This is a genomic window from Galactobacter caseinivorans (assembly GCF_003640665.1).
GTDB classification, from domain to species: Bacteria; Actinomycetota; Actinomycetes; order Actinomycetales; family Micrococcaceae; genus Galactobacter; species Galactobacter caseinivorans.
This window is the reverse complement of the sequence record NZ_QQXL01000001.1, coordinates 217,272-237,914: the sequence shown is the minus strand read 5'-3', so window position 1 is coordinate 237,914 and position 20,643 is coordinate 217,272. Positions and strand designations below refer to the sequence as shown.

Genomic DNA, 20,643 nt, shown 5'->3' with positions numbered 1-20,643 from the left:
CACGACGCAGCCCCCGCCGGGGCGGGGGCTGCGGTGATGATGTGCTTGCTTGGCTTCTGCTTGCCCCGGTGTGTTGGCTACCGGGCGTGCTCACTGCCGGAGACCGGCGGCCAGCTAGGCCAGCGCCGCCACGATGCGCGCCGTGACCTCGTCCAGCTCACCCAGGCCGTCAACCTCGCGGACCAAGCCGCGGGCTCGGTAAGCCTCCACCACGTCCTGGGTCTGCTCGCGGTACACGGCCAGGCGGTGGCGAATGACCTCTTCGGTGTCGTCCGCGCGACCCTCGGTCTGTGCGCGGCCAAGGAGGCGAGCCACGAGCTCGTCCTCGTCCGCTGCCAGGAGGATCACGGCGTCGAGCTGCTGGTTCTCGGAAGCGAGGATGTCCTCCAGCTCGGCCACCTGGGCGGTGGTGCGCGGGTAGCCATCCAGCAAAAAGCCATCGGCCACGTCGGCCTGCTTCAACCGATCCCGCACCATGTCGTTAGTGACGGAATCCGGCACGTAGTCCCCGGCGTCCATGTACTTCTTTGCCTCAATGCCAAGGGGAGTCATCTCCTTGACGTTGGCGCGGAAGATATCGCCGGTGGAGATAGCCACCACACCGAGGCGGTCGGTGATGCGGGCGGCCTGAGTTCCCTTGCCGGACCCCGGGGGCCCGACGATGAGGAGACGAGTCATCGCAGAAGTCCTTCGTAGTTGCGCTGTTGCATCTGAGCGTTGATCTGCTTCACCGTCTCCAGGCCCACACCCACCATGATGAGCAGGCTGGTGCCGCCGAACGGGAAGTTCTGGTTGGCGTTAAGGAAGACCAGGGCAATGACCGGGATCACCGCGATGACGGCCAGGTAGATGGCGCCGGCGAAGGTGATGCGGGAGGAGACGAAGCCCAGGTACTTGGCGGTGGGCTCACCGGCACGGATGCCGGGCACAAAGCCGCCGTACTTCTTCATGTCATCCGCAACCTCAATGGGGTTGAACGTGATGGACACGTAGAAGTAGGTAAAGGCGAAGGTCAGCAGCACGTACAGCAGGATGTGCAACGGCGCGTCCGTCTTGGCCACGTTGTTGCTGATCCACTCCACCCACGGGGCCATGCTCTGACCCACCGGCGGCTGGTTGAACTGCACAATCATCATCGGCAGCGCCAGGAGTGAGGAGGCAAAGATGACGGGGATGACGCCGGCCATGTTGACCTTGATCGGGATGTAGGTGGAGGTGCCACCCACCGTGCGGCGCCCGATCATGCGCTTGGCGTACTGCACCGGAACGCGGCGCTGTGACTGCTCCACGAAGACCACGAGGCCCAAGACGATCAGGCCAACGATGATCACCATGATGAAGGTGAACCAGCCCTTATCGGAGAGGATCGCCAGCATGGAGCTGGGGAAGCCTGCCGCGATGGAGACGAAGATGATCAGCGACATGCCGTTGCCAACACCGCGCTCCGTCACCATCTCGCCCAGCCACATGATGAAGATGGTGCCTGCGGTGAGGGTGACGATGATGAGCAGGAAGGTCCAGATGGTGGCGCCGGGGATGATCTCCTCGCCACAACCCGTGAAGAGCTGCTTTGACTGCGCCAGGGTCACCAGCGTGGTGGCCTGCAAGAGGCCAAGCGCGATGGTGAGGTAACGCGTGTACTGCGTGAGCTTGGACTGGCCCGCGGAGCCGTCCTTGTGCAGTTCCTCAAACTTGGGAACCACCACGCGTAGCAACTGAATGATGATGGATGCCGTGATGTACGGCATGATGCCCATCGCCAGCACCGAGACCTGTAGGAGTGCACCGCCTGAGAACAGGTTGACGAACTCGTAGAGACCGCCGGTGGTGTTGCCCAAGGCAAGACACGTCTGCACGGCGGTGTAGTCGATCCCAGGAGCCGGGATGTAAACGCCGATCCGATAGATGACGATGATGCCCAAGGTAAAGAGCAACTTTCGTCGCAGATCCGGGGTCTTAAAGACCCGGGCGATGGCGCTGAACACGCAGTCTCCTTCAGTGGGAGGTGGTGACGGGGAGCCGGAGACACGTCCGGCGGCTTTTAGAGTCTAGCCCTCTGGCGGCTTGATCAGTGAATCGGAGCACGTTTGCCAGACGTGTCCCAGGAAGGGGAAGGGCCCTTGCCCCAGAGCCGTAGCTCCAAGACAAGGGCCCCATCCAGGTTCGGCCCAGCGGGCCGAGGCCGATCAGAGGGTCTCGGTGGACCCGCCGGCGGCGGCAATCTTCTCAAGTGCGGACTTGGAGAAGGCGTTAACCTTCACGTCCACCTTGACGGTGAGCTCGCCCTGGCCGAGCACCTTGACGGGCTCGTTCTTGCGGACGGCTCCCTTGGCGACGAGCGACTCAACGGTCACATCGCCACCCTCGGGGAACAGCTCCGAGATACGGTCCAGGTTCACAACCTGGAACTCGACACGGAACGGGTTGGTGAAGCCGCGCAGCTTCGGAAGGCGCATCTGCAGGGGCAGCTGGCCACCGGCAAAGCCGGCGCGGACCTGGTAGCGAGCCTTGGTGCCCTTGGTGCCTCGGCCTGCAGTCTTACCCTTCGACGCCTCGCCACGACCCACACGGGTCTTGGCGGTCTTGGCGCCGGGAGCCGGACGCAGGTGGTGAACCTTGAGCGCGCTCTCGTTCTTTTCTGCCATGGTTACTTGGCCTCCTCGACCGTGACCAGGTGCTTGACCTTGTTGACCATGCCCACCGTCACTGCATCTGCCGTGCGCTCAACCGTGTGGTTGATGCGCTTCAGGCCCAAGGAACGCACGGTATCGCGCTGATCCTGCTTGGTGCCTGCAACGGACTTCTTCAGCGTGATGGACAACTTGGCATCGCTGGGGAGCAGGTTTTTCGACATGCTCATGCACCTGCCTTCGTGTTCTGCAGCTTGCGAAGCATCGCCGCAGGGACGACCTCATCCAGGGCCAGCCCACGACGAGCGGCAACAGCTGCCGGCTCCTCAAGGGACTTCAGCGCCTCGATGGTGCCGTGCACCATGTTGATCTGGTTGGTGGAACCCATCGACTTGGACAGCACGTCGTGGATGCCAGCGCACTCCAACACGGCGCGGACCGGACCACCGGCGATAACGCCGGTACCCTCGGAGGCCGGGATCAGGAGCACGACGCCAGCGGCGGCCTCACCCTGCACACGGTGCGGGATGGTGGTGCCGACGCGGGGGACGCGGAAGAACGACTTCTTGGCCTCTTCGACACCCTTGGCGATTGCCGCGGGCACCTCCTTGGCCTTGCCGTAGCCGACGCCAACGAGTCCGTTGCCATCGCCCACCACAACAAGTGCGGTGAAGCTAAAGCGACGGCCGCCCTTGACGACCTTGGAGACGCGGTTGATGGAGACAACGCGCTCGAGGAACTTGTCCTTCTCCTCTTCCTGGCCACGACGGTTGTTGTCGCGGCGGCCACGGCCCTCACCGCGACCGCGGCCCTCGCCGCGGCCACGACCCTCGCCACGGCCGCGAGCGGCCTGCGAGTTCGAGTCGTTGGCCTCGGGTGCCTGCGTAGCAGTTTCGCTCACCTGAGTGTCCTTCTTGTTGTTCTCTTCACTCACAGCGCCAGCCCACCTTCACGAGCGCCGTCGGCCACCGCGGCCACACGGCCGTGGTACTTGTTGCCACCGCGGTCAAAGACCACGGCTTCGATGCCGGCAGCCTTGGCGCGCTCGGCAACGAGCTCACCAACGCGCTTGGCCTTGGCGGTCTTGTCGCCATCGATGGAGCGCACATCGGCCTCCATCGTGTTGGCGGACGCCACGGTCACGCCACGGCCGTCGTCAACGATCTGCGCCACCATGTGGCGGGCAGAGCGGTTGACAACCAGGCGCGGACGAGCCGCGGTACCGGTGACGCGCTTACGAACACGCAGGTGGCGACGACCGCGCTTGGCGGCCTTGCTCTTTCCCTTGATAGCGAGAGCCATGGTCACTTACCTGCCTTTCCGACCTTGCGGCGGATGACTTCGCCCTCGTACTTAACGCCCTTGGCCTTGTACGGATCGGGCTTACGGAGCTTACGGATGTTGGCGGCAGCTTCGCCGACCTGCTGCTTGTCAATGCCGGAGACGGTCAGCTTGTTCGCGCCCTCAACAGAGAAAGTGATGCCGGCCGGGGGCTGCACCGTGATGGTGTGCGAGTAGCCGAGTGAGAACTCCAGATCGGAGCCCTTCGCCAGCACGCGGTAACCGGTGCCAGAGATCTCGAGCTTCTTCGTGTAGCCATCGGTGACGCCGATGATCATGTTGCTGATCAGCGTGCGGGTCAGGCCGTGCAGCGAACGCGAGGCGCGCTGATCATCGGGACGGGACACCGTGAGGGTGCCGTCTTCGATGGAGACCTGAATCGGCTGAGCGACCACGTGGGTCAGCTCGCCCTTGGGGCCCTTGACGGTGACGTTCTGGCCATCGACCTTGAGGTCGACGCCAGCCGGAACCGTGATGGGGAGACGTCCAATACGGGACATGGTGTGTTACTCCCTTCCCTTACCAGACGTAGGCGACGACTTCGCCACCGACACCCTTGGAGTATGCCTGGCGGTCTGTGAGCAGACCGGAAGACGTGGACAGGATTGCAATGCCGAGGCCGCCCAAAACGCGGGGCAGGTTGGTCGACTTTGCGTAGACACGCAGGCCCGGCTTGGAAATACGGCGGATGCCGGCGATGGAGCGCTCGCGGTTCGGACCGAACTTGAGGTCGATGGTCAGCTTCTTGCCGACCTCCGCAGCCTCTTCCTTGAAGTCCTGGATGTAACCCTGGGCCTTCAAGATCTCGGCGATGCGGACCTTGAGCTTGGAGGACGGCATGGTGACGTCCTCATGGTGAGCGGAGTTCGCGTTACGCAGACGCGTGAGCATGTCTGCGACGGGATCTGTCATTGTCATGGTGGGCTAACGCCCTTCCTCGACGTGGTTTCCGTGAAACACGGACCTTCGACGTAGTTGGATCAGTTATCGGTCTTGAAGGGGAAACCCAGCGCCTTGAGCAGCGCGCGGCCTTCCTCATCAGTCTTGGCCGTGGTCACGACCGTGATGTCCATGCCGCGGGTGCGGTCGATGGAATCCTGGTCGATCTCGTGGAACATGACCTGCTCGGTGAGACCGAAGGTGTAGTTGCCGTTGCCGTCAAACTGCTTGCCGTTGAGGCCGCGGAAGTCGCGGATACGGGGCAGAGCGAGCGTGACGAGGCGGTCCACGAACTCCCACATGCGATCGTTGCGCAGCGTGGCGTGGGTGCCAATCGGCATACCCTCGCGCAGCTTGAACTGAGCGATCGACTTGCGAGCCTTGGTCACCATCGGCTTCTGGCCGGTGATGGCAGTGAGGTCGCGCACGGCGCCCTCAATGATCTTCGAGTCCTTAGCGGCCTCGCCGACACCCATGTTGACAACGACCTTAACCAGGCCCGGGATCTGCATGACGTTGCCGTACTTGAACTGCTCGTTCAGTGCGGAACGAATCTCGTCCTGGTACTTGGTCTTCAGACGCGGCGTGATCTTGACTGCTGCTTCGGTCATCACAGGGCCTTTCCGGAAGCCTTGGCGTAGCGCACGCGCACGGTCTTCTCGACGCCATCCTTGGTGACGGTTTCCTCGCGGAACCCGACACGGGTGGGCTTCTTGGTCTCGGGGTCCACCAGGGCCACGTTCGAGACGTGAATCGGGGCCTCGATGTGCTCGATGCCGCCGGTCTTGGAACCACGGTCAGTCTGACCGACCTTGGAGTGCTTCGTCACGACATTGACACCCTCAACGAGGATGCGGCTGTCGGTCGGGAACACGCGCAGGACCTTGCCCTGCTTGCCGAGGTCGCCGCCGCGCTTGGCGTTGGCGCCGGTGATGACCTGAACCAGGTCACCCTTCTTGATCTTTGCACCCATGTTTAGAGCACCTCCGGGGCCAGCGAGACGATCTTCATGAAGCGCTTGTCACGCAGCTCGCGGCCCACGGGGCCGAAGATGCGCGTGCCGCGCGGCTCGTTCTCGTTCTTAAGGATCACCGCGGCGTTCTCATCGAACTTGATGTAGGAACCGTCTGCACGACGGCGCTCCTTCACGGTGCGAACGACGACAGCCTTGACGACGTCGCCCTTCTTGACGTTGCCGCCAGGGATTGCATCCTTGACGGTGGCGACGATGACGTCGCCGATGCCTGCGTAGCGACGCTTAGAACCGCCGAGAACACGAATGGTGAGAATTTCCTTCGCACCCGTGTTGTCAGCAATCTTGAGTCGCGACTCCTGCTGAATCACTTATATCTCCTGTCGTCTCGCTGGTTCTCCGTACTCGGAGCCTTGCGGAACGGGTTGATGGTCCACTCTGCTCATCGCTTACCCCCCATTCCTTCGCGTAACGCGTGGCGTTAGCAACGATCGGAATCGGGGCCGAGGCGGTCGAGCCGAGGCTGTGCTGCACCCTGAAGCCGGCATACCGGTGCGGTGCTTGTGCTGCAACGGGAGGTGGATAGTCTCCCCGCGCAGCACGCACAGAACCCCGAGTCTACCCCCATAACACGCAGGACCCGAAATCCTGCGATTGCTCGCAGGATTCCGGGTCCCGTGTGTGGATCTGTCCCTCGGCTAGGCGAGGGAACGGATCACTTGGCCTTCTCGACGATCTCCACCAGGCGCCAGTTCTTCTGGGCCGACAGCGGACGGGTCTCGGCGATCAGAACGAAGTCGCCGATACCGGCGGAGTTCTGCTCGTCGTGAGCCTTGACCTTCTTGTTGCGACGCAGCACCTTGCCGTAAAGGGCGTGCTTCACACGGTCCTCGACGTCAACGACGATGGTCTTGTCCATCTTGTCGGACACCACGTAACCGCGAAGGGTCTTGCGGTAATTGCGGGCTTCAGCCTGCTCAGTCACGGCGTTCTCCTTTTCGCTCATTACTCGGCGTCCTCAGCCGGGGTTTCCTCGGCCTTCTTGGTGGACTTCTTCTTGGTCGCCTTCTTGGTCTCTTCGACCTTGGCAACGACCTCTTCACGAATGCCGAGCTCGCGCTCACGCAGGATCGTGTAAATGCGGGCGATGTCGCGCTTCACAACCGAGATACGGCCGTGCTGCTCGAGCTGACCCGTGGCCGACTGGAAGCGCAGGTTGAAGAGCTCCTTCTTGGCGTTCTTCAGCTCCTCACCCAGGCGGGCGTTGTCGAACCCTTCCAGGTTCTCGACCGAAAGTTCCTTCGAACCGATGGCCATGGATCATTCACCACCCTCACGGCGCACAATGCGCGCCTTCAGCGGAAGCTTGTGGATCGCCAGGCGCAGGGCCTCACGAGCAACTTCCTCATTGACACCGGAGAGCTCAAAGAGCACACGTCCCGGCTTGACGTTGGCGACCCACCACTCGGGGGAACCCTTACCGGAACCCATGCGGGTTTCGGCAGGCTTCTTGGTCAGCGGACGGTCCGGGTAGATGTTGATCCACACCTTGCCGCCGCGCTTGATGTGGCGCGTCATGGCGATACGAGCGGCCTCGATCTGACGGTTAGTCACATAGGCCGGCGTCAGCGCCTGGATGCCCCACTCGCCGAACGACACCGTGGTGCCGCCCTTGGCCATGCCATTGCGCTTGGGGTGGTGCTGCTTACGGAACTTGACTCGACGCGGAATCAGCATCAGGCCTGTCCCCCTTCCGGTGCCGCAGCGGCCTCGGGAGCCGGGGCACCCTGGTCGTTACGACGGCGACGCTCGCCACCACCGGCGCCGGGGCCACGACGCTCGCCGCCACCGGGGCGACGATCATCACGGCGGCCGCCGCGCTGCGGGGCTGCAGCCTGCTGTGCAGCAAGCTCCTTGTCGGTGACGTCACCCTTGTAGATCCAGACCTTCACGCCGATGCGGCCGAAGGTCGTCTTGGCCTCGAACATGCCGAAGTCGATGTTCGCACGGAGCGTGTGCAGGGGCACGCGGCCCTCGCGGTAGAACTCCTTGCGGCTCATCTCAGCGCCACCGAGGCGACCGGCGCACTGCACGCGGATGCCCTTGGCACCTGCACGCATGGCCGACTGCATGGCCTTCTTCATGGCGCGACGGAACGCGACACGAGAAGCAAGCTGCTCTGCAACACCCTGCGCAACAAGCTGAGCGTCGATCTCGGGGTTCTTGACCTCGAGGATGTTCAGCTGAACCTGCTTGCTGGTGAGCTTCTCCAGCTCGCCGCGCAGACGATCGGCTTCGGCGCCACGGCGACCGATGACGATGCCCGGGCGGGCGGTGTGGATGTCGACGCGAACGCGGTCACGCGTGCGCTCGATTTCCACCTTGGAGATGCCAGCGCGATCCATGCCCTTAGTCATGAGCTCGCGAATCTTGACATCTTCCTTGACGAAGTCAGCGTAACGCTGACCCGGCTTGTTCGAATCGGCGAACCAGTGCGACTTGTGGTCGGTGGTGATGCCGAGTCGGAAGCCGTTCGGGTTGATCTTCTGACCCATTTACTTCTCCCCACCCTTCTCAGGCGTCGCTACGACCACGGTGACGTGGCTGGTGCGCTTGTTGATGCGGAACGCGCGACCCTGAGCTCGCGGCTGGAACCGCTTCATGGTCGGTCCCTCATCGACGAAGGCCTCCGAGATGAACAGGTCATCTTCGTTGAAGGCGACTCCATCACGGTCGGCGGCCTGACGTGCGTTGGCGATCGCAGAAGCGACAACCTTGAACACCGGCTCTGAAGCTGCCTGGGGGGCAAACTTCAGGATCGCGAGCGCCTCATTCGTCTGCTTACCACGAACGAGGTCGACGACGCGCCGGGCCTTCATTGGCGTCACGCGCAGGTGGCGCGCAATAGCCTTGGCTTCCATTGCTTTCCTTCTTCCGTCTTGAAAGAAGAGCTAGCACAACTCACCCCAAAGGGTCAGCGGCGCTTGCCCTTCTTGTCGTCCTTGACGTGGCTGCGGAACGTGCGCGTCGGCGCGAATTCGCCCAGCTTGTGGCCAACCATGGACTCGGTGACAAACACCGGGACGTGCTTACGTCCGTCGTGCACGGCAATCGTGTGTCCCAGCATGTCGGGCACGATCATTGAACGGCGGGACCACGTCTTGATGACGTTCTTGGTGCCCTTCTCGTTCTCCTTCACCACCTTGAGATACAGGTGCTGATCAACGAAGGGGCCCTTCTTCAGGCTGCGTGGCATGTCTCCGAGCTCCTATCGCTTGTTCTTGCCGGTACGACGGCGACGCACAATGAGCTTGTCGCTTTCCTTGTTGGGGCGACGCGTGCGACCCTCGGGCTTACCGTTCGGGTTGACCGGGTGACGGCCACCGGAGGTCTTGCCCTCGCCACCACCGTGCGGGTGATCGACGGGGTTCATAGCCACACCACGCACGGTCGGGCGGACGCCCTTCCAGCGCATGCGGCCGGCCTTGCCCCAGTTGATGTTCGACTGCTCGGCGTTGCCGACCTCGCCGACGGTTGCGCGGCAGCGCACGTCAACGTTGCGGATTTCGCCGGAGGGCAGTCGCAGCTGAGCAAAGCGACCCTCGCGGGCCACCAGCTGGATGGAGGCGCCAGCGGACCGTGCCATCTTGGCACCGCCGCCCGGACGCAGCTCCACAGCGTGGATGACCGTACCAACGGGGATGTTGCGCAGCGGCAGGTTGTTGCCCGGCTTGATGTCAGCCGTCGGACCCGACTCGACACGATCGCCCTGAGAAAGCTTGTTCGGGGCGATGATGTAGCGCTTCGTGCCGTCCAGGTAGTGGAGCAGCGCGATGCGAGCGGTGCGGTTGGGGTCGTACTCAATGTGAGCGACCTTCGCCGGCACGCCGTCCTTGTCGTGACGACGGAAGTCGATCACGCGGTACTGGCGCTTGTGGCCACCACCCTTGTGACGGGTCGTGATGCGGCCGGTGTTGTTACGACCGCCGGACTTGGTGAGCGGACGCAGGAGAGACTTCTCAGGCGTCGAGCGCGTGATTTCGGAGAAGTCGGCAACCGACGAGCCGCGAAGGCCCGGGGTTGTCGGCTTGTACTTACGGATACCCATGTGTCATTTCCTCGTTAAAGTGGTCTCCGCTCAGGCGAGCGGACCGCCGAAGATGTCGATGGTGGCATCGCCCTTGAGGGTGATGATGGCGCGCTTGGTGTCCTTGCGCTGCCCCCACCCGAAGCGGGTACGCGTGCGCTTACCCGGACGATTGATGGTGTTGACCGAGGCCACCTTGACGCCGTAGATGGTCTCCACGGCGTACTTGATCTCGGTCTTGTTCGAGCGGGGGTCCACGATGAACGTGTAACGACCCTCGTCGATCAAGTTGTAGGACTTCTCGGACACGACGGGCTGGATCAGCACATCGTGAACGGACTTGTTGAACGCGGCGCTCACTTGGCGTCCTCCTTGTTAACCAGGGCCTCGAAAGCTGCCTTGGTGAACACCACATCGTCCGAGACGAGCACGTCATACGTGTTCAGCTGGTCGACGTAGAGGGAGTGCACCGATTCGATGTTGCGGACCGAGAGGGCCACGACATCGTTCGAGCGATCGATCACCACAAGCAGGTTCTTGCGATCAGAGATGGAGCGCAAGGTTGCCAGCGCGTCCTTCGTCGACGGGGTCTGCCCGGAGACGAGGGACTCGACGACGTGGATGCGACCGTGACGGGCGCGATCCGAAAGCGCACCGCGCAGGGCGGCTGCCTTCATCTTCTTGGGGGTGCGCTGCGAGTAGTCACGCGGCGTGGGGCCGTGGACAACGCCACCACCGGTCATGTGCGGGGCGCGGATTGAACCCTGACGGGCGCGGCCGGTGCCCTTCTGCTTGAACGGCTTGCGACCTGCGCCGGACACCTCGCCACGGTTCTTGGTCTTGTGCGTGCCCTGGCGGGCGGCAGCAAGCTGTGCCACAACGACCTGGTGCAGCAACGGAACGTTGGTCTGGATGTCAAAGATCTCCGCGGGGAGATCGACCTTCAGTGCCTTCGTAGCCATGGTTTCAGGCTCCCTTCACGGCAGAACGGACCAGGACAACCTGGCCACGAGCGCCCGGGACGGCGCCCTTGATGAGCAGGAGGTTGTTCTCCACGTCCACAGCGTGAACCGTGAGGTTCAGCGTGGTGTGACGAACGTGTCCCATGCGGCCAGCCATGCGGTGGCCCTTGAAAACGCGGCTCGGCGTGGAAGCCTCACCGATGGAACCGGGCTTGCGGTGGTTCTTGTGCGAACCGTGCGAGGCTCCAACGCCGTGGAAGCCGTGACGCTTCATGACGCCGGCAAAGCCCTTGCCCTTGGTGGTGCCCACGATGTCGACCTTCTGGCCGGCCTCAAAGAGCTCCACAGACAATTCCTGGCCCAGGTTGTAGTCGGCAGCATCCGCGGTGCGCAGTTCCACGACGTGGCGACGCGGCGTGACGCCGGCAGCCTTGAAGTGGCCGGCGAGCGGCTTGGTCACCTTGCGCGGGTCGATCTGGCCGAAGCCGATCTGCACAGCGGTGTAACCATCATTGCCCTGGTTCAGCAGCTGGGTCACGACGTTGGAGTCGGCCTTCACCACAGTCACCGGGATCATGTTGTTGTTGCTGTCCCAAACCTGGGTCATGCCGAGCTTCGTGCCCAGCAGTCCCTTGACATTACGGGTTGCGGTCATAGTCTCTCAGCACCTCCCTCAGAGCTTGATTTCGATGTTGACATCCGCCGGCAGGTCGAGACGCATCAGCGAGTCAACGGCCTTCGGAGTCGGGTCCACGATGTCGATGAGGCGCTTGTGGGTGCGCATCTCGAAGTGCTCGCGGCTGTCCTTGTACTTGTGCGGCGAACGGATAACGCAGTACACGTTCTTCTCCGTCGGCAGCGGCACGGGGCCGACAACAGTCGCGCCGGCGCGGGTGACCGTATCAACGATCTTGCGGGCGGACGTGTCAATGACCTCGTGGTCATACGACTTCAGCCGGATGCGGATCTTCTGTCCCGCCATGGCTTCTGGCCTCATTTCTTTGGTTAGCACTATGTAAGTTGTGGTGCCGAACGGGCCCTTGCGGACCGGCACGCCACCGACGAGCCGAATCCGGGAAGATTCCCGGGTTCCTCGCCCCGCCGTGGCTCCGACCCCCGTACTCGGGCGTGTCGCGCTGTTGAGAACAGCAGGATGACACACTCTTCTACGGGATCGGGTTGCTCTGGCTCCTCGGATCATCTTCACCCTCCGTCAGGAGGAGCGTCGTGACCCAAATCTGCGCAAGCGCAACTTGACTATCCTCGCAGATCTGCCGCGGATTCGCCAATTCGGGTGTCGGATCCCACATCCGTCGCCGCGTCTTCGCCCGGCCAACGCGCGTGATGCCGCCGCCTGGCCGGTGGCCTGGCGGCGGCATCACTCAGAGCGAGCGGCGCTTAGTCTTCTCTGCCCGACGCCGGTGGGGGCGGGTTGGCAGGGCCCGGCCTGTTGGGCTGGACCCGGCGAAGCGACGGCTGGTGTCCGTTCGGCGGGACGGCCTGGCTTTGTGGTGGCACTGCCTGGCCCATGGCCCCTCCCAGGCTCGGCCGCTGCACGGGTGCCTGCTCCTGCCGGAGCCCTTGGTTCGGCGGGAGTGGCGGCCCCACTGGCGGGCGGGCGGCCTGGTGCTGGGCCTGGCGGCTCTTGCGCAGCAGGAGCCAGGTGGCGATGCCGAAGAGCATCACGGCGAGGAGGAAGAGCATGGCGACTGTCTGGTGGCGCGCTGCGACGAGTACGTCCACGCACAGGCCCGCCAGGCCAATCCAGGTGGCTGCAGCGTCGTCGAACGCCGCGCCCGTCACCAGGAGCAGGGCAAAGAGTGCCACCAGCACCGCGTGACGCGCCCACTCCTCGTCCGTTCCGGTGGTGCCGAGCACCACCGTGAAGAGCGCAAGCGTCAGCATCGCCGCGGCGGACCACGCGCGCAGTTGCTGGGAGGGCTTGTGCGCCCTGCGCCACCAGGCGGTGCCGATCAGGACTGCCGCCAGGACCACCAAGAACCAGAAGGGTGCCACCCGGAGGTCCCCCTCCACGGCGGCCGCACGCACCACGGCGAGGGCGGCAAGGGCCATCCCGGCGTCCACCACCGAGTGGAGGCGCTGCTGGTCCTTGGAACGCAGCAGTAACCATGACGCCTGGGAGGCGAGCACCAGATCCGCCACCACGGCCCATGCCAGCCACGCCGGGTCGTGACCCGCGGCCAGCCCGGTCACGGCGCCAAGCGTCAGGAGGCCGGCCGCCACCCACCCCGCCCCGCGGTGAAGCTGGGATTCCACTGCCGAAACACGTCCCCGCATGGCGACGCGGCGGGTGAGCACCGCGGGCAGCAGCGCCAATAGCACCGCGTGGACCAGGATCCACGATCGTGGTTCTTGCGCGCCGACGGAGAGGTCAAGCACCGCCTGAACCGCCGCGCAGGCGGTGGCGCCAAAGGCGAGCAGGCCCATCCACCACGCGGCTCGCGTGGCGGCGAGGAAGAGGTAGGCCAGCGCGGCGGCCGTGGCCAACACGGTGACTCCCGGCCCGGCAACCACGACCGCCCCCAGGATGATCAGGCTCAGGAAGGGGGCCGCGACGCTGATCACGTCGTCGCCGTGGCGGCGGAAGGTGCGCCGGTATCCCCCGTGGCCCGGCGCTCCCCCCGCATTCGACGCCACGTGCTGGCCCGCCCACATCGCGGGAATCGCGCTCACCGCCACTGCGGCGGCGGCAATCCATCCCAGCCACAGCGGGGTCTGCCCCATGATGCTGATGCAGACGCCGCACAGCAGGGCGCCGGCGGCGGGGACCGGCATCATCCGGCTGGTGGAGAGCAGGAGCACGCTTCCCGGCGTCTGAGCGGAGCGCAAGGCGAGGGAGCGCGCGGCGAACGCCTGGGCGCCAAGCACGGCGCCGATCAACATCAACAGCCCACCCTCCTGGTGTGCCAGCACTGTGGGTCCCAGAAGGAATGCCGGCAGCAGAAGGGCCGCGGTGGCCCAGGCGCTGGCCTGACCCAGCCGGGTGCAATGACGCGTCCACAGCTTGACGGACGCCCCGGCGAGGAGCACCAACGCCGGTGCGGCCCAAGAGAACACGAGCTCGGTGGCCGGGTAGGCGCTCAGCACCTGCGATCCCCACCACCAGCTCCACTGCCCATCAACGGCACGCAGCGCGGTGAGCCCCACTGCAAGCAGCGCCACGGAGACCCCGGCCACTGGCGTTCCCAGTTGGCGCGCCACCCGCGCGTGCCAGAGCACGGCTGCGACCGCCAGCAGGAGCAACAAGGTAAAGGCCACCGGTTGCACGGCATCCGCGGAGATCGCGAGGCGTGTCCGCAGGGCCTCCGCCCAGGGTCCAAGTATCAGCGCGCCCGCAACGCTCGCGCTGACCACCCGGGCCCAGCTAGCGCGCGGGCCGGTGGTGGCCACGACGGTTCCCGCCAGCAGAATCGCCGCCGTGATGGGCAGAACCACCACGCCCGGAGCGTCGGTCATGGAGAGCACCTGCCATTGGCCCATCAACAGCGCGGCAGTGGCACCGAGGGCGCTCCAGCTCCTCCCCCAGACCTGTGAACCGGCCACACAGAGCCCGGCTGCACACAGGTAGGCCACCAGCACCACGAGCACACGGTCGCCCGCGCCGCCCACCACCGCGCCCAGCACTACGGCCGGGGCGGCCAGGGCAAAAGGAGCCAGTGCAAAAGGAGCCAGGGTGTAGGGCGCCGGTTCGGTGGCGTTCTCGCCCGGCAGTTGCTGGCCTGGCAGTTGCTGACCTGGCAGGTGCTGACGCAGCGCCCCCCTTGCCAAGAAGAGCTGGGTGGCAGCCACCGTGGCCACGGCCAGCGCCAGGATCGCCACCATCACACCGGTCACGGCCAGGGGGTCCGGATGCTGACCGAACGCGTCAAAGGTCAAGCCGTGCGCCCCCACGCGTCCGCCACGCGGTGAGGCCGCGCGCCAGTCCACCGCCAGGCTGCTTCCTGCGCCCACCGCGGCGGACAGCAGCGCGCCTGCGCCCCAGTGGAACCGGCCTCCCCGGGTCTCGCTGCGTTGGCTCACGGCCACCGCCGCGCGCCAGGTGCCTAGACCCAGCGCGCCCACCGCCCAGACCAGGCTCATCACGTTGCCGCGCAGGGCGTCGCTGGCTCCCAGGGTCACCGCCAGGTCAGCGGCGAGCGGCCCGGAGGACCCCAGGCCCGCGCCGAGCGCCAGGGCTCCGAAGCCGGTCCGCCACGCTGCACCCGATTCCCTGGACCACTGCAGCGCGGACACCAGCGCGACGGCGAACAGGAGGAAGGCCCCTGCCCACGGCCGCGAGGAGGCAGGCTCAATGACGGCACCCAGCGTGGCGCCCCCAAGCAGGATCATCCGCCACAAGACGGGGAGGGCCGGGGACATCGCCTTCACGAGGGTGAACACCACCACGCCGGCCAAGACCAGGTACCAGCTCCAGTTGAGTGAGACGTCCAGGAAGGACGCGGCGCTTGCCCTGGGGACGTGCTGTCCCACCTCCGTCCCACACAGGGCGAAGGCCGCGGCGACAGACATCAGGATGGCGGGCGTCCGGCGGCTTTCTCCCCGCTCTGCCCAGGCCAGCGCCCCTGGTGTGGTCGTGCCGGGCGCCGTCGTCCGGGCGAAGGACACACCATCGCGGCGCAGAGCCCACACCGACTGGCCTGCCACCAGCACCACCGCGACGGCGGCGCAGCGCAGCATGACGTTGCCTGGCAGCTCTGCCACCGCTCCGGCGGAAAGCACCACACCGATCGACGCCGCCCGCGCACCCCACCGAGTCAGGCTGCGGTCGCGCTGCGGCGCCAGAAGTCGCTGGACCACGTAGTAGAGGAGCGCGGATGCGGTGATGATCAGGGAGTCTTGTGCCCTCAACCACGGGAAGACACAGAGGGCCACGGCAAGGTAGCTCGGCACCAGCAACCGGTGGGCCACCACAAACGTCTGATGGAGCACTCGGGGCAGACGATGTGCCCACCGTGTGGCGACCAGAGAGAGGAGGACGGCGAGCAGGGTGGAGCTGGCGGCATACCAGGCGATGCCGCTGCGCATCGCCGCGCCGAAGGTGAAGGCACCGGAGGCGGCAAAGACCACACCCAAGGCAGCCACCACCCTGGAATCGAGACGAACGGCGGCAAAGAGGTACGCCACGGTGCCCACGGCGGACACCACGAGCCACGCGGCCGGTCCCTGTTCCGGGAACTGCACCCACCAGGCCACGCCCACGATGGGCAACAGGGCCAGTCCGGAGATGGAGAAGGCCAACGCCACCGGCCGCAGGCGGGGCTGGCGCTGATGCAGCACGAGCCCGGCGGCGTAGAAGGCCGCAGAAAGTGCCATGAGGGCGACACCCTGGCCGATGGGGTCAAGCCGGGTGCCGACCCACAGTCCCGCAGCCACGACCAGCAAGAAGGTGGCCGCGCCAAGGACGACATTGATAAGCACCGCGCGGCGATCTACCGGCGCCTTGCGCGCCGGCGCTGGCACGTGCAGTTGCGGGGAGGCCTGGCCCGCGTGGGTCGGCAACGCCTGGCCCGGCAACGCCTGGCCCGGCATCGCTTGGCCCGGCAACGCCTGGCCCGAGAACGCAGGGGGCCGCAGCGCCGAAGCGGGCGCGGCACCCAACGCGGACCCCAGGCCGGGGGCTCGCTGAACCGGCATGCTGGGAGGCACTGGGCCCTGTTGCCCCGGGCCCGGGGGCGCCGGCAGAGGGCGCATGATGGTGGGGGCGGGCCGCTGCCCGCGCACCTGCTGGTCCGCACCCGGCCCGCGCGCCGACTCTGAGCCCGCGCGGAAGCCGCGAAGGTAGGCGTCGTTGAACTGATCCTGCGCCGCCTTCAGTGCCGCCTTGCCGGCGCTCATGCGGCTTGAGCCGACACAGATCAGCACCACACCAACGAGCAACACTATCCAAGAGAAGAACATGATCGTGGGACACCCCCTTCGCCGAAGCGCTAGTAAATCCACCGAGTGGATATACAGATGAGCTTACCCCACAACTCCCCCGCTGAGCGCCCCCTCTTCTTGGCTGTGGATAGCTGCGTCCCACACTCCAGACGGCACGCCAAAGGGGGCCCGGCGCAATGCCGAGCCCCCTTCAACTAGACGGCTAGCGTCCAGCAATTACTTGCCCGTGAGGGCGAGCATCACTTGAGGATGCTGACCACACGACCCGAACCAACGGTGCGGCCACCCTCGCGGATGGCGAAGCCGAGGCCCTCTTCCATGGCGATGGGCTGAATCAGATCAACCTTCATCTCCGTGGTGTCGCCCGGCATGACCATCTCGGTGCCCTCGGGCAGCGTGATGACGCCGGTGACGTCCGTGGTACGGAAGTAGAACTGCGGGCGGTAGTTCGAGTAGAACGGGTTGTGACGGCCACCCTCATCCTTGGAAAGGATGTAGGCGGTGCCCTCGAACTCGGTGTGCGGGGTCACGGAACCGGGGGCCACGATGACCTGACCGCGCTCCACGTCCTCGCGCTTGATGCCGCGAAGCAGCAAGCCACAGTTCTCGCCGGCCCAGGCCTCGTCGAGCTGCTTGTGGAACATCTCGATGCCAGTGACCGTGGTCTTCTGGATGGGACGCAGGCCCACGATCTCGACCTCGGAGTTGATCTTCAGCGTGCCGCGCTCGGCGCGACCGGTGACGACGGTGCCACGACCGGTGATCGTGAAGACGTCCTCAACGGGCATCAGGAAGGGCTTGTCCTTGTCGCGGACCGGGTCCGGGATGAACTCGTCCACTGCCGTCATGAGATCCTCAACGGACTTGACCCACTCGGCGTCGCCCTCGAGAGCCTTGAGAGCGGAAACGCGCACGACCGGCGCGTTGTCGCCATCAAACTCCTGGGAGGACAGCAGCTCGCGGACCTCCATCTCGACGAGGTCAAGCAGCTCCTCGTCGTCGACCATGTCGGACTTGTTCAGCGCGACCAGCAGGGACGGCACGCCGACCTGGCGGGCGAGCAGAACGTGCTCGCGAGTCTGGGCCATGGGGCCATCGGTGGCGGCAACCACGAGGATCGCGCCGTCCATCTGGGCTGCGCCGGTGATCATGTTCTTGATGTAGTCAGCGTGACCCGGAGCATCGACGTGAGCGTAGTGACGCTTGTCCGTCTGGTACTCGATGTGCGAGATGTTGATGGTAATGCCGCGCTGACGCTCCTCCGGAGCCGAGTCAATCGCGCTGAAGTCACGCTGCTCGTTGACATCCGGGTACTTGTCAGCAAGCACCTTCGAGATGGCGGCGGTCAGCGTGGTCTTGCCGTGGTCAACGTGGCCGATGGTGCCGATGTTGACGTGCGGCTTGGTCCGCTCGAACTTTGCCTTCGCCACTGTTCCTCCTAGAACTGTTCTCAGCTAGCTGAGACTTCACTCGCGATCTGCGAGCAAGCTGTCTTCAGTCTACTGAGGGCTTTGGGGTTTATTGAAATTTCTGGTCCCGGATCGCCAGTGGCGAACCGGATTCGTCCGACCGCCCCGCTAAGGACGGCCAGTGAGAGTGGGCTCCATCATGGAGCCCACTCCCGTCCGCTTTGATTACTCGCCGCGGGACTTCTGGATGATCTCTTCCGCCACGGCCTTGGGAACCTCGGCGTAGGACGCAAACTTCATGGAGTACACCGCGCGGCCCTGCGTCTTTGAACGCAGGTCACCGATGTAGCCAAACATCTCGGACAGCGGAACGCCAGCCTTGATGACCTTCACGCCTGCGGCCTCTTCCATGGACTGGATGGAGCCACGACGGGAGTTCAAGTCACCGATGACGTCGCCCATGTACTCCTCAGGAGTACGGACCTCAACGTCCATCAGCGGCTCAAGGATGATGGGGCTGGCGCGGCGAGCACCCTCCTTGAACACCTGCGAGCCGGCAACCTTAAACGCCATTTCGGAGGAGTCGACGTCGTGGTAAGCGCCGTCCAGAAGGGTGGCCTTGACGCCCACCATGGGGTAGCCAGCCAAGACACCGAGCTGCATGGCGTCCTGGATGCCGTGATCCACGGAGGGGATGTACTCGCGCGGGATGCGACCACCGGTCACCGCGTTGACGAACTCGTAGAGCTCGCCCTCGGAGGTGTCCAGCGGCTCAAAGGTGACCTGCACCTTAGCGAACTGGCCGGAGCCACCGGTCTGCTTCTTGTGAGTGAAGTCGACCTTTTCGGCCTTCTTCTTGATGGTCTCACGGTAAGCAACCTGCGGCTTGCCAACGTTGGCCTCAACCTTGAACTCGCGACGCATGCGGTCCACCAGGATGTCCAGGTGGAGCTCGCCCATGCCGCCGATTTCGGTCTGGCGGGTGTCCTCGTTGAGGGAGACCGTGAAGGTCGGGTCCTCAGCGGAGAGCTTCTGGATGGCCGTGGAGAGCTTCTCCTGGTCACCCTTGGTCTTGGGTTCGATCGCCACGAAGATGACCGGGTCCGGGAAGGACATGGACTCGAGGACAACCGGCTTGGCCGGGTCGCACAGGGTGTCACCCGTGGTGGTGTCCTTGAGGCCGATGACCGCGTAGATGTGGCCTGCGTGCAGGTTATCTACCGGCTGCTCCTTGTTGGCGTGCATCTGGAAGAGCTTGCCAACACGCTCCTTCTTCTGCTTGGTGGAGTTCAACACCGCGGAGCCTGCATCGAGGTGACCCGAGTAGACGCGCACGAAGGTGAGCTGACCGTAGAAGGGGTGCGTAGCGATCTTGAAGGCAAGCGCCGAGAAGGGCTCGTCCTCAGAAGGCTTGCGGATGATCTCGATTTCCTCGTTCTTCGGGTCGTGGCCAATCATCGGCGGCACGTCCAGCGGAGAGGGGAGGTAATCAACGACGGCGTCCAGCATGGGCTGCACACCACGGTTCTTGAAGGCAGAGCCACAGAACACGGGGTAGGCAACGGAGCTGATCGTCATCTTGCGGATGCCGGCCTTGAGCTCCTCGTTGGAGGGCTCAATTCCTTCCAGGTACTTCTCCATGAGCTCGTCAGAGGACTCTGCAACCTGCTCAACGAGCTTGGCGCGGTACTCCTCTGCCTTCTCCAGCAGATCCGCGGGGATCTCCTTGGTCTCATAAGCAGCGCCCAAGGAGACGTCGCCCTTGGCGTCGCCCTCCCAGACAAAGGCCTTCATCGAAAGCAGATCAACAACACCGATGAACTCCGACTCGGAGCCGATCGGCAACTGCATGACCAGCGGGGTGGCGCCAAGGCGGCTGACGATGGTCTCTACCGTGAAGTAGAAGTCAGCGCCCATCTTGTCCATCTTGTTGACGAAGCAGATGCGCGGCACGTCGTACTTGTCGGCCTGACGCCAGACAGTCTCGGACTGGGGCTCAACGCCCTCCTTGCCATCGAAGACGGCAACGGCGCCATCGAGCACACGCAAGGAGCGCTCGACCTCGACCGTGAAGTCAACGTGACCGGGGGTGTCGATGATGTTGATCTGGTTACCGTTCCAGTAAGCAGAGACGGCCGCGGACGTGATGGTGATGCCGCGCTCCTTCTCCTGCTCCATCCAGTCGGTCGTCGAGGCACCGTCGTGCGTCTCGCCCAGCTTGTGGTTCACACCCGTGTAGAAAAGGATGCGCTCCGTGGTGGTGGTCTTGCCGGCATCGATGTGGGCCATGATGCCGATGTTGCGGACCTTGTTCAGGTCGGTGAGCACGTCAAGTGCCACGGTGATCTCCCTTTGATGAGGACCAGCGGGGCCCGGGTGATCCCGGGCCCCGACGGGGCGT

The 20,643-nt window shown here is 64.7% G+C and carries 25 protein-coding genes; all 25 read right to left on the bottom strand.

All coding sequences use genetic code 11. The features are described 5' to 3' along the window. Positions 1-114: 114 nt before the first annotated feature. On the bottom strand, positions 115-678 hold the full coding sequence (locus DWQ67_RS01155; protein WP_121483749.1) for an adenylate kinase: 564 nt from the start codon (positions 676-678) through the stop codon (positions 115-117). Continuing rightward, a complete protein-coding gene (secY, locus tag DWQ67_RS01150) occupies positions 675-1,985 on the bottom strand; it encodes a preprotein translocase subunit SecY (protein WP_121483748.1) in 1,311 nt (436 codons plus the stop codon). Before secY ends, DWQ67_RS01155 begins: the two co-directional genes overlap by 4 nt. Positions 1,986-2,186: 201 nt before the next feature. Beyond that, entirely contained in the window at positions 2,187-2,645 is a 459-nt protein-coding gene (rplO, locus tag DWQ67_RS01145; protein ID WP_121483747.1) for a 50S ribosomal protein L15, read from the bottom strand. A gap of 2 nt (positions 2,646-2,647) precedes the next feature. Then, positions 2,648-2,854, bottom strand: coding sequence for a 50S ribosomal protein L30 (gene rpmD, locus DWQ67_RS01140; protein WP_121483746.1), 207 nt, complete (start codon positions 2,852-2,854; stop codon positions 2,648-2,650). Positions 2,855-2,856: 2 nt separating this feature from the next. Beyond that, the gene (gene rpsE / locus DWQ67_RS01135; RefSeq protein ID WP_121483745.1) at positions 2,857-3,564 is read right to left on the bottom strand and encodes a 30S ribosomal protein S5; all 708 of its coding nucleotides are present in this window, start codon (positions 3,562-3,564) and stop codon (positions 2,857-2,859) included. Continuing rightward, a complete protein-coding gene (gene rplR / locus DWQ67_RS01130) occupies positions 3,561-3,932 on the bottom strand; it encodes a 50S ribosomal protein L18 (protein ID WP_121484214.1) in 372 nt (123 codons plus the stop codon). Before rplR ends, rpsE begins: the two co-directional genes overlap by 4 nt. Before the next feature lie 2 nt (positions 3,933-3,934). After that, positions 3,935-4,471, bottom strand: a complete 537-nt coding sequence (gene rplF / locus DWQ67_RS01125) for a 50S ribosomal protein L6 (protein WP_121483744.1) — start codon at positions 4,469-4,471, stop codon at positions 3,935-3,937. Positions 4,472-4,490: 19 nt separating this feature from the next. Continuing rightward, the gene (rpsH, locus tag DWQ67_RS01120; protein ID WP_121483743.1) at positions 4,491-4,889 is read right to left on the bottom strand and encodes a 30S ribosomal protein S8; all 399 of its coding nucleotides are present in this window, start codon (positions 4,887-4,889) and stop codon (positions 4,491-4,493) included. A gap of 62 nt (positions 4,890-4,951) precedes the next feature. After that, positions 4,952-5,521, bottom strand: coding sequence for a 50S ribosomal protein L5 (rplE, locus tag DWQ67_RS01115; protein ID WP_121483742.1), 570 nt, complete (start codon positions 5,519-5,521; stop codon positions 4,952-4,954). Continuing rightward, on the bottom strand, positions 5,521-5,883 hold the full coding sequence (rplX, locus tag DWQ67_RS01110) for a 50S ribosomal protein L24 (RefSeq protein ID WP_121483741.1): 363 nt from the start codon (positions 5,881-5,883) through the stop codon (positions 5,521-5,523). The genes rplE and rplX overlap by 1 nt, the downstream gene beginning before the upstream one ends. A 2-nt stretch (positions 5,884-5,885) precedes the next feature. After that, positions 5,886-6,254, bottom strand: a complete 369-nt coding sequence (rplN, locus tag DWQ67_RS01105) for a 50S ribosomal protein L14 (RefSeq protein ID WP_121483740.1) — start codon at positions 6,252-6,254, stop codon at positions 5,886-5,888. A 344-nt stretch (positions 6,255-6,598) separates the two neighbouring features. Beyond that, positions 6,599-6,889: a 30S ribosomal protein S17 gene (gene rpsQ, locus DWQ67_RS01100; protein ID WP_121483739.1), complete on the bottom strand. Its 291-nt coding sequence runs from the start codon at positions 6,887-6,889 to the stop codon at positions 6,599-6,601. Then, on the bottom strand, positions 6,889-7,200 hold the full coding sequence (gene rpmC, locus DWQ67_RS01095) for a 50S ribosomal protein L29 (RefSeq protein ID WP_121483738.1): 312 nt from the start codon (positions 7,198-7,200) through the stop codon (positions 6,889-6,891). Before rpmC ends, rpsQ begins: the two co-directional genes overlap by 1 nt. Positions 7,201-7,203: 3 nt before the next feature. After that, on the bottom strand, positions 7,204-7,620 hold the full coding sequence (gene rplP, locus DWQ67_RS01090; RefSeq protein ID WP_121483737.1) for a 50S ribosomal protein L16: 417 nt from the start codon (positions 7,618-7,620) through the stop codon (positions 7,204-7,206). Next, on the bottom strand, positions 7,620-8,438 hold the full coding sequence (rpsC, locus tag DWQ67_RS01085; RefSeq protein WP_121483736.1) for a 30S ribosomal protein S3: 819 nt from the start codon (positions 8,436-8,438) through the stop codon (positions 7,620-7,622). Before rpsC ends, rplP begins: the two co-directional genes overlap by 1 nt. Beyond that, on the bottom strand, positions 8,439-8,804 hold the full coding sequence (rplV, locus tag DWQ67_RS01080; protein ID WP_121483735.1) for a 50S ribosomal protein L22: 366 nt from the start codon (positions 8,802-8,804) through the stop codon (positions 8,439-8,441). 53 nt (positions 8,805-8,857) lie between these two features. Then, positions 8,858-9,139 (bottom strand): 30S ribosomal protein S19, encoded by a 282-nt coding sequence (gene rpsS / locus DWQ67_RS01075; RefSeq protein ID WP_121483734.1) that lies wholly within the window; start codon positions 9,137-9,139, stop codon positions 8,858-8,860. Positions 9,140-9,151: 12 nt separating this feature from the next. Continuing rightward, positions 9,152-9,991 carry a 50S ribosomal protein L2 gene (gene rplB / locus DWQ67_RS01070; protein WP_121483733.1) on the bottom strand — a complete coding sequence of 280 codons (840 nt, stop codon included), beginning with the start codon at positions 9,989-9,991 and terminating at the stop codon, positions 9,152-9,154. A gap of 30 nt (positions 9,992-10,021) precedes the next feature. Further along, a complete protein-coding gene (rplW, locus tag DWQ67_RS01065; protein WP_121483732.1) occupies positions 10,022-10,330 on the bottom strand; it encodes a 50S ribosomal protein L23 in 309 nt (102 codons plus the stop codon). Continuing rightward, complete coding sequence (gene rplD / locus DWQ67_RS01060) at positions 10,327-10,932, bottom strand: 50S ribosomal protein L4 (protein WP_121483731.1); 606 nt, start codon at positions 10,930-10,932, stop codon at positions 10,327-10,329. Before rplD ends, rplW begins: the two co-directional genes overlap by 4 nt. 4 nt (positions 10,933-10,936) lie before the next feature. Further along, on the bottom strand, positions 10,937-11,587 hold the full coding sequence (rplC, locus tag DWQ67_RS01055; RefSeq protein WP_121483730.1) for a 50S ribosomal protein L3: 651 nt from the start codon (positions 11,585-11,587) through the stop codon (positions 10,937-10,939). Positions 11,588-11,605: 18 nt separating this feature from the next. Then, positions 11,606-11,914 (bottom strand): 30S ribosomal protein S10, encoded by a 309-nt coding sequence (gene rpsJ / locus DWQ67_RS01050; protein ID WP_119423456.1) that lies wholly within the window; start codon positions 11,912-11,914, stop codon positions 11,606-11,608. A 416-nt stretch (positions 11,915-12,330) separates the two neighbouring features. Continuing rightward, complete coding sequence (locus DWQ67_RS01045; RefSeq protein ID WP_158595318.1) at positions 12,331-16,788, bottom strand: hypothetical protein; 4,458 nt, start codon at positions 16,786-16,788, stop codon at positions 12,331-12,333. Between the two features lie 284 nt (positions 16,789-17,072). After that, complete coding sequence (tuf, locus tag DWQ67_RS01035) at positions 17,073-18,263, bottom strand: elongation factor Tu (RefSeq protein ID WP_121483727.1); 1,191 nt, start codon at positions 18,261-18,263, stop codon at positions 17,073-17,075. A gap of 204 nt (positions 18,264-18,467) precedes the next feature. Next, the gene (gene fusA / locus DWQ67_RS01030; RefSeq protein WP_121483726.1) at positions 18,468-20,582 is read right to left on the bottom strand and encodes an elongation factor G; all 2,115 of its coding nucleotides are present in this window, start codon (positions 20,580-20,582) and stop codon (positions 18,468-18,470) included. Positions 20,583-20,643 lie beyond the last annotated feature (61 nt).

Excerpts from the sequence above, each read along its gene's own strand:
- DWQ67_RS01155 (WP_121483749.1), bottom strand. The coding sequence starts at position 678 with ATGACTCGTCTCCTCATCGTCGGGCCCCCGGGGTCCGGCAAGGGAACT.
- rplO (WP_121483747.1), bottom strand. The coding sequence starts at position 2,645 with ATGGCAGAAAAGAACGAGAGCGCGCTCAAGGTTCACCACCTGCGTCCG.
- rpmD (WP_121483746.1), bottom strand. The coding sequence starts at position 2,854 with ATGTCGAAAAACCTGCTCCCCAGCGATGCCAAGTTGTCCATCACGCTG.
- rplR (WP_121484214.1), bottom strand. The coding sequence starts at position 3,932 with ATGGCTCTCGCTATCAAGGGAAAGAGCAAGGCCGCCAAGCGCGGTCGT.
- rplF (WP_121483744.1), bottom strand. The coding sequence starts at position 4,471 with ATGTCCCGTATTGGACGTCTCCCCATCACGGTTCCGGCTGGCGTCGAC.
- rpsH (WP_121483743.1), bottom strand. The coding sequence starts at position 4,889 with ATGACAATGACAGATCCCGTCGCAGACATGCTCACGCGTCTGCGTAAC.
- rplE (WP_121483742.1), bottom strand. The coding sequence starts at position 5,521 with ATGACCGAAGCAGCAGTCAAGATCACGCCGCGTCTGAAGACCAAGTAC.
- rplX (WP_121483741.1), bottom strand. The coding sequence starts at position 5,883 with ATGGGTGCAAAGATCAAGAAGGGTGACCTGGTTCAGGTCATCACCGGC.
- rpsQ (WP_121483739.1), bottom strand. The coding sequence starts at position 6,889 with ATGAGCGAAAAGGAGAACGCCGTGACTGAGCAGGCTGAAGCCCGCAAT.
- rpmC (WP_121483738.1), bottom strand. The coding sequence starts at position 7,200 with ATGGCCATCGGTTCGAAGGAACTTTCGGTCGAGAACCTGGAAGGGTTC.
- rplP (WP_121483737.1), bottom strand. The coding sequence starts at position 7,620 with ATGCTGATTCCGCGTCGAGTCAAGTTCCGTAAGCAGCACCACCCCAAG.
- rpsC (WP_121483736.1), bottom strand. The coding sequence starts at position 8,438 with ATGGGTCAGAAGATCAACCCGAACGGCTTCCGACTCGGCATCACCACC.
- rplV (WP_121483735.1), bottom strand. The coding sequence starts at position 8,804 with ATGGAAGCCAAGGCTATTGCGCGCCACCTGCGCGTGACGCCAATGAAG.
- rpsS (WP_121483734.1), bottom strand. The coding sequence starts at position 9,139 with ATGCCACGCAGCCTGAAGAAGGGCCCCTTCGTTGATCAGCACCTGTAT.
- rplB (WP_121483733.1), bottom strand. The coding sequence starts at position 9,991 with ATGGGTATCCGTAAGTACAAGCCGACAACCCCGGGCCTTCGCGGCTCG.
- rplD (WP_121483731.1), bottom strand. The coding sequence starts at position 10,932 with ATGGCTACGAAGGCACTGAAGGTCGATCTCCCCGCGGAGATCTTTGAC.
- rplC (WP_121483730.1), bottom strand. The coding sequence starts at position 11,587 with ATGACCGCAACCCGTAATGTCAAGGGACTGCTGGGCACGAAGCTCGGC.
- rpsJ (WP_119423456.1), bottom strand. The coding sequence starts at position 11,914 with ATGGCGGGACAGAAGATCCGCATCCGGCTGAAGTCGTATGACCACGAG.
- DWQ67_RS01045 (WP_158595318.1), bottom strand. The coding sequence starts at position 16,788 with ATGAGCGCCGGCAAGGCGGCACTGAAGGCGGCGCAGGATCAGTTCAAC.